Consider the following 10,558-nt stretch of genomic DNA (forward strand, 5'->3'; position numbering starts at 1 on the left):
ATCTTATTGAGAATATCTTCTTTTTGAGATTCCTCTGCAGCTGCCAATTCTTTTAGATATTTTTCCTTAGCTGTTTGATAGTGCGTTTGCTCTTTTTGAATCTTTTTACGTTCAGCCTCAATCTCTTTTTGGAGTTTAGCTTGTTCTCGTTCTTCAGCTCTTTGCTCTTTTAAAATTTCCTTTTCTTCCTGTTTCTTCTGTCTATACTCGTGTACGAGTTCAAGCTCTTGTACTTTTAGATTGATATATTCTGATCGAATCTCAATTTTATTACGATTGTTTAGCTTGTTTATTGAATTGGCTGATTTATAGATTTGATCCCTAATTTTATCTATGTTATTGTATTTTACCTTGTCAATGATTGAGTCACATTCATAATTGAAAGCACGCATTACCATTTTCATATTGTCATTATTCATTGCGCGTCCTTTTGCTTTGCTACCGTCTAATGTCCAACCATCAAAATAATTCATGGCTGTTTTTTCTTTTACCATTTTCTTTTGAAGTAGGCGATTAGCGGTAATACGTTCTTTATATTGATCGGATGTCAAACAATCATAGTGAGGTTTATAAATCCCAAAATCTTGCAGTTCTACTTCTTCCGATATATCGAAAAGTTCAGATTCTTTATTTTTTATTTCTGATTTAAGTTTATCGATTTGATGATGTAATTCTTCTTTTCTGTTGTTTAAATAAGCTATATTGCCTTCAGCTTGCTTTTTGTCTTTCTCATATTGGACTGCCAATTGCTCTATTTTCTCTTTTACTTCTAAATAATCTCTAGCACCAAGAGAATCAATGGTTTCTCGAAGTTTCTTATTTTGTTCTTCTAATTCGGAGATACGCTGTAATTCTTTTTTATTAAATAGTCCCATGTTGTGTTCCTCCTAATAGTACTTTTCGATGTCATCCGGATTCATATGCCATATGACACGGCCGAAAATATAAATTTGTGTTTCTTGTGTATTTACGATAATTGGTTGATGACCTTTATCCGTGCTATCCGGCATCAAGGTCACTTGTGTGTCTCCTGGATAGATCCTCTTGACGGTTGCTTCTCCATCGAACCAAGCTACTACTATGGTTCCTTCTTTTATTACTGTATCCGGCACTTCTTCTGCTACTACGATGGAGCCATCTTCTATAACATTGTTCATGGAAGTTCCATTGACAAGAAAAGCATGGAGGCGTTTCTTACGAGATTGGAATTTTATAGGTACATATACGATGGCATCTGGTTCAGCTTCCAACAGTTCACTGGGAGATCCAGCAGAAAGGTTAGTGCAATAATGTAAGGGGAAGTAGTCGTCATAGATGATGTTGACAGGTTTGACTTCATCATCTTCCCAACCCATTAAATATTCTGGCGAGCACTTTAAAATCCTGGCTAATGGTGGAATTACGTCTATTGGCATTTTTTCGATGCTCTTAGATTCATATCTCAATATTGTTGATCTATTAACATTTAAAGCTTTGGCTACATCTTCCAGTGAAAGTCCAAGCTCTTTTCTTCTTTTTTTTATCTTTTCTTGAACACTTTCCATTTGAATATCCTCCTTGTAATTTCAGTATAAATATTTTGTTGCAAAAAAGCAATAAAAAGTGTTGACTTTATGCAACAAAAAGATATAATAAAATCAGAAGTTGCGAATACGCAACGGAAAGGAGGAAATATGAAAGTGGATGTAGACACATTAAATGAAGAAATTCAAAAAAAGAATTGGTCTATCAACGAATTGGCAAAGCATAGCGGTGTTGATAAATCAACAATTAGCCGTTTATTGAATGGAAGAAGCTGCTCAGTATCTACAGCACAGAGTTTAGTATCGGCATTAGGAATTTCTTCTAAAAAAGCAGGGTTAATTTTTTTTGGAGATTAAGTTGCGATAACGCAACATCTATCAACTCAACACCCGCAGGGAGGGAGTGAAGAAAAAAATGGAGACAAATATTCAATTCAGTGATGGATTTGTCATGACTGCTGACAACTATTTAAAAATTAAAAAAGCCATATTGGAGGTATTAAAAAATGAGCTTCCAACTGAAGCTCAAACGGTAGAAATAATTGAACATACATTAAAAGAGATTATTGATGATTTGAACAATATTCAGATTAAGTTATAACAATTTTTCTACAAGATGGAGGTGTGAGATGGAAATCGAAAAGAAAAAAGAACTCCTTGAATTAATCAAAGAGTGTGATGACATTGAGTATTTGGAAAGGGTCGAAAATATAATAAAGGCTAAATTGGATTTTTTGAAGTCTTTTGTTGATTAATGAATTCTGAGGCATCAGATGCTGTTATTTCAAAAGTTAAATACGATACAAGAGTATTTAAGAATTTCTCTAATTCGGAAATTCCTAAATCACTATGTTTTCTAACATAATGGGTTTCATCGTTGCCTAACCAAATAGAAGCTTTAGCTAAATCCTTTACTTTTTGATTTTCAAGTTTATTAATACAATCTGCTAAATGCATCTTGGAAATCGAATCTAATTCATCAGAATTATTGGATATTAAATAGTCCTTTAATAAAAATTCTATTGATTTTCTGTATCCAATACCGACAAGTTCATCTTTACCTTCAGCTTTTGCTTGAATTGTTTGAGTATATATTTTTTCAAATCTGGGAGAAACAGTCGATATTGATTTATCAAAAGGAAATTTAAGTGTAGGGTATGGCGATACTTTATCTATATTAAAAGAATCCCAGTGAAGAAAACTATGTGTAGTGATTGTGTATTTTATTTCATATCTTACTGAAATAGATTCATGACATGAAGGGCATTCAAAAACACAGTCAACATGGCCATTTTGTAAAACTTCATTCATTTCACCAGATTTACTAGTGTAATGGAATGAACCAAATTCAAATTTTGGAGATATATCTTTTTGACAATGAGGGCAAAAATGCAAATCTTCTAAAAACACAGTGGTATCCCGAAAGCTTTCAAGTTTTCCGTTTGAAAAAAACGGCAATTGTAATTTTTTATTCATTATAATACCTCACATTTAGTTCGATTATAACACAACAATTTAAAATAAAAATACTTAAACAAAGAAAGGGGATGAGAACATGAACAAACCACAAGATGATTTCTTACACACTGAAGCCTTTCAGTGGCCTAACAGAAGTAAGAGAAACGAAGAAAAAGAAAAACCTGCAATGACAATTGTTGTTAATAAAAACTTAGAACCATGTGGATATCTGATAGTTACATGCATCGTTGTGATGACTTTGATTTCAACAGTCATGGGATTAACAACGATACTCGGTCAATTGGGTATTTTATAGAGAGGAGGTAAATATGGCAAGCATGTATTTGGAACCACCTGAGTTTACAGGGGAAGCAGTACCGGTAACTTTGGCCGCTGAGGTCATGGGAAAAGATCCGCAGTTTATCCGATTGGCTTTGATCCGAGGCTTATTACCAATTGGCATGGCTATGAAGATCGACGAGGAAAGTAACCGGTACAACTACTATATCTCGCCTAAACTGTTTTGGGAGTACACGGGATATGTGTATGAGAAGGCATTAAAAAAAGCGCAATCACCGTCCAAAGTCGAAAGCGCTCAATAGTGGATAATTTAAAATATCCACTCCTATTTTAACACAAAAAGAAAAGGAGGAAAACATATGTATCAACTACCAAATAAGCCAAAGGAAAGGAATTTAGATTTTCTGACTGGCTATCATGAGAGATTAAGACAGTTATTTGGCTGCGAAAACGCTTGGAATTCGCTTGATGCTTGCCAGGAGGCCGAATCGTTTATTTATGAGTTCAAGGACAAACTACCTGACATGGATGATAAGGAATGCTACTTTTACCTACTAGGCAAACTATGGGCATGCCATGACTACCTCGAAGGTGATGAAGAATGATACGAAACGCATTCACTGGTAAACTACTGTGTTTTTCGGCCGAGGCTTTCCTGAATGATATGGACAGAAGACCAATCGAAAATGATTGGATTTATAAGGTGGACGGATTACCGATAGTGCAGTCAAAGACATCGCCTCCGGGAGAAGGTAATGGACAAACTATAACTCTGGGAAGAATAAAAGGTACAGACTACTGGGTGTTTCCGGAATGGTGTAAAGAAATCTAAATAGGATGGAAAGGGAGGTATGCTCGTTGAAAAAGTCAGAAATGAAAGATAGTTTATCGCAATATCTTTTAGAAGAAAAAGAAGATGAGAAATCAAAGAATACTTTAAAACATTATGAGCATATTCTTATTTCTTTTTTGGATGCCATGCCGGATGAAATTGATAAGGCAGAACTTATTCGTTACAAAGAAAACTTGATTCAAAAATATAAACCGAAGACAGTAAACAACTATATTACGGTGATCAACAAATTTCTGAAATACATGGAAATCAAAGATGATCCTGACTTTTCTTTTTACAAATTGAAAAAGCACTATTCAAAGAATGTTTTAAAGAATGTCAAGCTCCAGAACGAATCCTCTTTGGAAGATGTTTTAGAGCCTGTAGAACTTAAAAGAATGCTGCGTAAGGCAAAGGAAAAGGGACAGATGGATATTTACTTCATTATGAAGATATTTGCTTATACAGGCATCAGGGCAGAGGAACTAAAGGTATTTACCGTAGAAAATATAAAGTCGAATTACATTCTTGTTTCCAATAAGGGAAAGACTAGAAATGTCATTATACGCCAGGATCTAAGAAGAGATTTGATACATTACTGCAAAGAAAATCATATCAAAACGGGATATATATTTCGGGGTAAGAATCCTGGAACTATGATCCACGAATCAACGATTTATAAGCGGATGAAAAAGATTGCATCCATGTGCAGAGGTATTAAACTGTCGAAAGTGCATCCGCATAGTTTCCGGCATTTGTTTGCGATTCAATTTTTGGATGAAGGTGGAAACATTTCAGAACTGGCTGATATTCTTGGCCATTCCAGCATCGAAACAACAAGGATATATACACGAACAACCGATGCAATGAAACGAAAGAAAATGGAAAAAATGAAGTATTGATAGAAAGCAAGGTGGTCAAATATGCAAGGCTATATTATGCTGCATCGAAAGATAGTGAATTGGGAATGGTACACAGAAACCAATACCAAAGCCTTGTTCATTCATCTGTTACTGATGGCCAATCATGCCGATGAAAAGTGGCGAGGTGAGATCATAAAAAGAGGAACTTTGATTACTTCTTATGGCTCTTTATCGGCACAAACAGGCTTGAGTGTCCAACAAATAAGAACATGTTTAAAAAACTTGGAAAAGACAGGCGACATAACACGCCAAGCAACACAAAGAAATACGCTAATAATCGTCACAAAATACGATTTTTATCAAAGCTTTATAAATGAGTCAACAAACGAATCAACAGGCTTTCAACAAACAGACAACACACCAATCAACAAGCCAACTAACAAACAATCAACAACAAACAATAATGATAATAAATTAAATATATATAGTCCGGTTTCCGACGACGCTGATTTATCAGTATCAGAAAACATACCGTATGTAGAAATTATCGATCATTTGAATTCTGTTGCAGGTACACATTACAAGGCCAATTCTTCTAAAACAAAAACGAAGATTCATGCCAGATGGTTGGAAGGCTATCGAAAAGAAGATTTCTTTACGGTTATCGATGTGAAGTGTTCTGAATGGCTTGGCAATGACATGGAAAAATATCTAAGACCGGAAACTTTATTTGGCGGTAAGTTTGAAGGATATTTGAACCAGGTCAGGAAAAAAGAAAGCGATCCTTACGGATCAATGCCATACGTTTAGGAGGATCATATGGAAAGACAGGAATATCTGGAACAACAGGTTGCAGCAATCGCATCCAACGATGACAATCTGATCAAAGATCCAAATCTGAAAGCAGAGCTGTTTACGATACCTGCCTATCAAACCATCATTGTTCAATGCAAGCTGGTAGCAGAAAAAAAAGGAACACTGGCGATGGAAGACATTCTTCCTGCCTTGTCCAAACAGGGACTTGATGGATTGTACATCGAATTGATGGATCTAAGCTATCAGAAATCAAGATACGATGAAATGATTGCTGAATTACAGACGGGTTTATCGATTCGAAAGGCAAAGGAATACATCGTTGAAGTAGAAAACGATGCCATTACCTTCGAAGAATTTCAGTCCAGTGTATCAAAACTGGGCAATGAGTACAGTTTGGGAACTTCATCAAAATGGAGTGCTGACAAGATCATGGTTGAATTACAGAGATCCGGAGAAAAGCTGCAGTTCAGGACCAGCGCTTTTTATCGGGATATCGTGCAGCCGGCTAAAAAGACAGTCAATGTCATAGGAGCCAGAACTGGTGTTGGTAAGTCAGCGTTTGCACTGAATATACTAAACGATTTGGCAGAGCGATATATGTGTCTGTACTTCAATCTGGAAATGACTGAAAAGGAAATCTATCAAAGACTGATGGCTATGCAAAGCGGTGTACCTATCAATCGATTTGGTAAGTTGACAGACAAGGAAAAAGGCTTTTTATCGGATGCCGCATATCGCTTTGAAAACAAATTAAAATTCAAACTTTACAACGGATCTAAGTCAATAGAGGGAATTCAAAGGATTGTGGCAAGAGAAACAAGAAAGGAACACTGCATTGTTTTTGTGGATCATATCGGATACATCACAAACCGAAAGATATCAAATACCAGAGAACGTATTCAGAATACGATGATAGAGCTGAATACAATGACTAAAGACTATGACTGCACGGTATTCGCATTGAGTCAGCTCAATCGTGATACAGACGATACACCTAAGCTGATCAACCTAAAGGACAGTGGAGAGGTAGAGCAGACAGCGCACAGTATATTGCTGCTGCATGATATTACAAGAGACTACAATGCTTCAATGTCAGAGTATGAGTTGATCTGTGCAAAGAACAGAGGCCAGACAGGAAGGAGGAAAGTGTACTTCAACAAGTACAACCAAAAATTCAGTGAGAGATAGAAAAAGAACATTCATAAAAGATTTGGAGCATGGTGGAAAGCTTTATGAAGTTATTAATGCTGCGGGGTACAGATACTACATCATAGTGGATCAAAAAGGGAGAGAATGGCTCTCTACTTTGGATGAGTATGAATCGATGATAGATAACTGGAACAGGAATTATGGGTTTACGAAAGGAGAATTATGAAAGCGTATAATTTGGCAGATAAGAAAGAATATTATGCACAACCGGCAGATGAATATACAAAGCTGATCATGGATTGTGCTGAGTATTACATAGATCACGGGAATCATATTTTACTTTTGATACCTGATAAAAATGTAGATGGAGGTTGTTTATACAGATATTTTGAAATCAATGGAAATATGTATTTTTCCATTGTTACGCAGTCGCATGACAATCTGATCAAGATTTTCAACAGTCAGAAATACAAGCAGGAAAGCTTATTTTAGGAGGAGTCATGAAATATACAAAAGAAGAAATATTGAATGCGTTACATCTGATCAAGGATATATGCGGTGAAAATGGTGAATGTTTTACATGCCCTTTTTCTAAAGAAGGTAATGGATGTTTGATAGATAACAGGATGCCCTGCGAATGGGAACTGATAGATGAAGAAAACTGGAAAGTATTCAAGTAAAAACAAGAGTGAAAATTACAAAAAGTTTTAACTCTTTAAAAATGACAGTATTGCGCATGAAATAAGGAAAAATTAAAGGTTTGTGACTGTCAAGATAATTATAGGTTAAATGGAAACTTTTTAGGAGGTACAGGAATGAAAATGGAATCATATATCGGTAGACTAATGGATTTATTCCCTAATTCATATATTAACAGACTGAACGAACTTATTCTTTATAGTAGTACAAATTTATATTTTGGTCTAGATGATGTAAATAGTGAACAAGATATTAAGTACAAATTATTAGAATGGTGTTCAAGAGATACGTATAAAACACAACCATTCAATAATCATGAACATAATTTATATTATCAAGATACGATAAGAAAACGTATAAATTATTATCTAAAGACGGATTTTAGTAGAGAGCAAATGGAACTGATTTATCAGAAACTTGGAAATTCGATAAACCATGATTTGACAATCAAATTTGTTAAGAGTGGTTATGACATGAATGTTTTAAAAAGTGAGGTAAAAAATGACAGCAAAAGAAATGTTTGAAAGTATGGGGTGGGAAAAGTTTGAAGCTTCAGCTTTCATTGAATATCGCAAAGGCTGGGCTATCATGTTTAATCTCATAGAAAAAGAAGTTAATGCATATACGCAAAATAATGCTTTATTACCTGAAGAAGTAAGAGCTATATATCAACAGATGTCAGAATTGGGGTGGTTAGATGATTAAGAAATACAGAAAGAAACCAGTTGTTATTGAAGCTATACAGTGGGATGGTATAAACAATAATGAGGTGTTGGATTTTTGTGATAAAGCAGAATTTCAGCATGTGATCCGAAAACCAAAAAACATATTCAGCAATAAGCGTGAAATATACGAAGAAATAGCTTTGTTTATTCAAACTCTTGGAGGTGTGCATGAAGCCTATATCGGTGACTACATCATCGAGGGCATCAACGGAGAGTTTTATCCGTGTAAACCCGATATCTTTGAAAAGACGTATGAAGAGGTGGAATCGTGATTGATGAGAAACGATTGCTCGAAGTATTAGAAAAGAACTTTTATGGAATAGGTGGTGTTGAAGTTTTAAAACAGATTATCAACGAACAACCAAAAGTAGGCGAATGGATACCAGTAGAAGAAAGATTGCCAGAGATATTCGAAAATGTTCTTATTTATACAAAAAGCGGTCACTATCATATTGGAGCATATTTCGAAGAAAGCAAAAGATGGTGGTTGGGTGTTTATTGGGAAGATTTAGACTTCATTCTAGCATGGATGCCTTTGCCTAAACCATACGAGTGCCACTCGAATAAAACTCGAAAGGAGAAACAGAATGACTAATTTAGAAGCGAATAAAGAATCGATAAATACGGAATCATACCTTTGTATAATTGCGCACGTATGCAGATACAGAAAGGGTTGTTCAGATAAAGTTTGTGCAAAATGTGAATTTAAAGAAAGCGTAGATGAATGTATCAAGGCTGTTTTAGAAGAACATGAAGAAAAGATAAAACTAAAACGGTGGGAGTATGATTTGATAAAATCTTATACTGATATAGACGAAGCTTGGAACGGTCGTATATTGCATGAATGTTATGTGGTGAGGTACATGTTCAATAGGGGATATTTTGAAAATGTTGATTTAAACATAACGTTTAGAGAAGCATTAGATAATTGCGAGGTAATTGATAAGTAATGCGAGGTGCAAAATGAATAAATGGATAGAAACATACATGGAAGAAAAGAATCTGAAACCTAATGAACTATTTAAGTTAGATTCTCAAACATTTAAAGACGAATACTATTTTGATGAATACGGAACTCTCTACAGAAAAAGGGGAAATGGATATGAAAACCCAAGCATGGAAATTTGGGGAAGATTGATGAATGGCTTTGCCATTGAAAAAGTAAAACAAAAAGGAAGATATATACCGAAAAAAGGTGAAAAGTATTATTACATTACTGCATATGGAGCTATTGACGAAGAAATATATAATTGCGAAAAAGATGAATATTTATTTAGTCGTGATTTTGTATTTAGAACACTTACAGAAGCCAAAGATTATATGTGGTTCTTAAAACAAGTGGACAAGTACAAGAAAGAGTTTGTACCGGGAGAAGAAAATTACTATATCTATTATGAAACCAAATACAAAAGATTAGATATAAGTTGTTGTCTTTATTCTGTACAAGATGTTAACTATTTTGGAAGTGAAGAAAATATTAAAGAATTTAGAAGTGTTGTTGGTGAAGAACGGATTAAGAAGTATATGTTTAATATTTGGGAGTAAAGTATGGCATTAACAGTTAGTGAATCAAAATTAAAACAAGCATTAGAACAACAAAAAAAAGCGTATGAACTAGGAAAGTTCTGTTTGAAGTACAACATAGATAAAGTTGTACTTCATGCGTTAGCACACGATGAGCACATGAAAGAAGAAAAAAGACGTGAAGCTATTGTAGCAGGGAGGTATGAGTAGTGAACTCAGTGAATCTTATAGGAAGACTTTGTAAGGAAGTAGATCTAAGAAAAACACAGAATGGAAAAAGTGTTGTGCAGTTTGCTTTAGCGGTTAATCGTCTTGTTAAATCACAAGGTCAACCGGATGCAGATTTTATCAACTGTGTCGCTTGGAATAAAGCAGCAGACAATATGGCGCAGTATTTACACAAAGGATCTTTGATCGGAGTTACAGGAAGCTTGCAAACAAGAAACTATGAAAACAATCAAGGGCAAAAAGTCTATGTCACAGAAGTTATATGTAATAACGTGCAATTTTTAGAGCCAAAAAGTGATACCACAAGCCAAAATCCATATGGACAACCAAACGTCTATGGAACGCAACAAAAGTCTGCTATGGCACCGAAATATGACTATATGCAAGGGGAAACATTAGATGTAAGTGATTCAGACTTACCTTTTTAGCGAGGTACAGGAA

22 protein-coding genes are annotated in these 10,558 nt (G+C 35.0%); 19 read left to right on the forward strand and 3 right to left on the reverse strand.

Annotated features, from left to right (window positions below):
* A partial coding sequence (locus U0M88_RS02200) for a DUF4041 domain-containing protein (RefSeq protein ID WP_331868760.1) occupies positions 1-875 on the reverse strand: 875 nt, incomplete at its 3' end.
* A 12-nt stretch (positions 876-887) separates the two neighbouring features.
* Positions 888-1,544, reverse strand: coding sequence for a LexA family protein (locus tag U0M88_RS02205; protein ID WP_331868761.1), 657 nt, complete (start codon positions 1,542-1,544; stop codon positions 888-890).
* 69 nt (positions 1,545-1,613) lie between these two features.
* Here U0M88_RS02205 and U0M88_RS02210 point away from each other — a divergent pair, with 69 nt between their 5' ends.
* Together U0M88_RS02210 and U0M88_RS02215 are read left to right on the forward strand one after the other, a co-directional pair.
* On the forward strand, positions 1,614-1,880 hold the full coding sequence (locus U0M88_RS02210) for a helix-turn-helix transcriptional regulator (RefSeq protein ID WP_331868762.1): 267 nt from the start codon (positions 1,614-1,616) through the stop codon (positions 1,878-1,880).
* A gap of 58 nt (positions 1,881-1,938) precedes the next feature.
* On the forward strand, positions 1,939-2,124 hold the full coding sequence (locus U0M88_RS02215) for a hypothetical protein (protein WP_331868763.1): 186 nt from the start codon (positions 1,939-1,941) through the stop codon (positions 2,122-2,124).
* Between the two features lie 119 nt (positions 2,125-2,243).
* On the opposite strand, the gene U0M88_RS02220 is transcribed toward U0M88_RS02215, so the two are convergent.
* Complete coding sequence (locus U0M88_RS02220) at positions 2,244-2,999, reverse strand: hypothetical protein (RefSeq protein WP_331868764.1); 756 nt, start codon at positions 2,997-2,999, stop codon at positions 2,244-2,246.
* Between the two features lie 79 nt (positions 3,000-3,078).
* Between U0M88_RS02220 and U0M88_RS02225 the strand changes: the two genes are divergently transcribed.
* From U0M88_RS02225 to U0M88_RS02305, 17 genes are all read left to right on the forward strand, one after another.
* Positions 3,079-3,297: a hypothetical protein gene (locus U0M88_RS02225; protein WP_331868765.1), complete on the forward strand. Its 219-nt coding sequence runs from the start codon at positions 3,079-3,081 to the stop codon at positions 3,295-3,297.
* A 13-nt stretch (positions 3,298-3,310) separates the two neighbouring features.
* Entirely contained in the window at positions 3,311-3,583 is a 273-nt protein-coding gene (locus U0M88_RS02230) for a hypothetical protein (RefSeq protein WP_331868766.1), read from the forward strand.
* A gap of 57 nt (positions 3,584-3,640) precedes the next feature.
* A complete protein-coding gene (locus tag U0M88_RS02235; RefSeq protein ID WP_331868767.1) occupies positions 3,641-3,886 on the forward strand; it encodes a hypothetical protein in 246 nt (81 codons plus the stop codon).
* A 59-nt stretch (positions 3,887-3,945) separates the two neighbouring features.
* A complete protein-coding gene (locus U0M88_RS02240; RefSeq protein WP_331868768.1) occupies positions 3,946-4,113 on the forward strand; it encodes a hypothetical protein in 168 nt (55 codons plus the stop codon).
* Positions 4,114-4,139: 26 nt separating this feature from the next.
* A complete protein-coding gene (locus U0M88_RS02245) occupies positions 4,140-5,015 on the forward strand; it encodes a tyrosine-type recombinase/integrase (RefSeq protein WP_331868769.1) in 876 nt (291 codons plus the stop codon).
* 21 nt (positions 5,016-5,036) lie between these two features.
* A complete protein-coding gene (locus U0M88_RS02250) occupies positions 5,037-5,786 on the forward strand; it encodes a conserved phage C-terminal domain-containing protein (RefSeq protein ID WP_331868770.1) in 750 nt (249 codons plus the stop codon).
* 9 nt (positions 5,787-5,795) lie between these two features.
* Positions 5,796-6,980 carry a DnaB-like helicase C-terminal domain-containing protein gene (locus U0M88_RS02255; RefSeq protein WP_331868771.1) on the forward strand — a complete coding sequence of 395 codons (1,185 nt, stop codon included), beginning with the start codon at positions 5,796-5,798 and terminating at the stop codon, positions 6,978-6,980.
* A 183-nt stretch (positions 6,981-7,163) separates the two neighbouring features.
* The gene (locus U0M88_RS02260; RefSeq protein WP_331868772.1) at positions 7,164-7,433 is read left to right on the forward strand and encodes a hypothetical protein; all 270 of its coding nucleotides are present in this window, start codon (positions 7,164-7,166) and stop codon (positions 7,431-7,433) included.
* An 8-nt stretch (positions 7,434-7,441) separates the two neighbouring features.
* Positions 7,442-7,621: a hypothetical protein gene (locus U0M88_RS02265; protein WP_331868773.1), complete on the forward strand. Its 180-nt coding sequence runs from the start codon at positions 7,442-7,444 to the stop codon at positions 7,619-7,621.
* Positions 7,622-7,756: 135 nt separating this feature from the next.
* Positions 7,757-8,164: a hypothetical protein gene (locus U0M88_RS02270; RefSeq protein WP_331868774.1), complete on the forward strand. Its 408-nt coding sequence runs from the start codon at positions 7,757-7,759 to the stop codon at positions 8,162-8,164.
* The gene (locus U0M88_RS02275; protein ID WP_331868775.1) at positions 8,142-8,345 is read left to right on the forward strand and encodes a hypothetical protein; all 204 of its coding nucleotides are present in this window, start codon (positions 8,142-8,144) and stop codon (positions 8,343-8,345) included. The genes U0M88_RS02270 and U0M88_RS02275 overlap by 23 nt, the downstream gene beginning before the upstream one ends.
* Positions 8,338-8,637: a hypothetical protein gene (locus tag U0M88_RS02280; protein WP_331868776.1), complete on the forward strand. Its 300-nt coding sequence runs from the start codon at positions 8,338-8,340 to the stop codon at positions 8,635-8,637. Before U0M88_RS02275 ends, U0M88_RS02280 begins: the two co-directional genes overlap by 8 nt.
* On the forward strand, positions 8,634-8,960 hold the full coding sequence (locus U0M88_RS02285; protein WP_331868777.1) for a DUF551 domain-containing protein: 327 nt from the start codon (positions 8,634-8,636) through the stop codon (positions 8,958-8,960). The genes U0M88_RS02280 and U0M88_RS02285 overlap by 4 nt, the downstream gene beginning before the upstream one ends.
* Positions 8,953-9,315 carry a hypothetical protein gene (locus U0M88_RS02290; protein ID WP_331868778.1) on the forward strand — a complete coding sequence of 121 codons (363 nt, stop codon included), beginning with the start codon at positions 8,953-8,955 and terminating at the stop codon, positions 9,313-9,315. The genes U0M88_RS02285 and U0M88_RS02290 overlap by 8 nt, the downstream gene beginning before the upstream one ends.
* 13 nt (positions 9,316-9,328) lie before the next feature.
* Positions 9,329-9,910 (forward strand): hypothetical protein, encoded by a 582-nt coding sequence (locus U0M88_RS02295; protein WP_331868779.1) that lies wholly within the window; start codon positions 9,329-9,331, stop codon positions 9,908-9,910.
* 3 nt (positions 9,911-9,913) lie between these two features.
* Positions 9,914-10,099 (forward strand): hypothetical protein, encoded by a 186-nt coding sequence (locus tag U0M88_RS02300; protein WP_117446769.1) that lies wholly within the window; start codon positions 9,914-9,916, stop codon positions 10,097-10,099.
* The gene (locus tag U0M88_RS02305; protein ID WP_331868780.1) at positions 10,099-10,545 is read left to right on the forward strand and encodes a single-stranded DNA-binding protein; all 447 of its coding nucleotides are present in this window, start codon (positions 10,099-10,101) and stop codon (positions 10,543-10,545) included. Before U0M88_RS02300 ends, U0M88_RS02305 begins: the two co-directional genes overlap by 1 nt.
* The last annotated feature ends 13 nt before the right edge of the window (positions 10,546-10,558 follow it).

Source organism: Faecalicoccus sp., from assembly GCF_036552745.1.
Classification (GTDB): domain Bacteria; phylum Bacillota_I; class Bacilli_A; order Erysipelotrichales; family Erysipelotrichaceae; genus Faecalicoccus.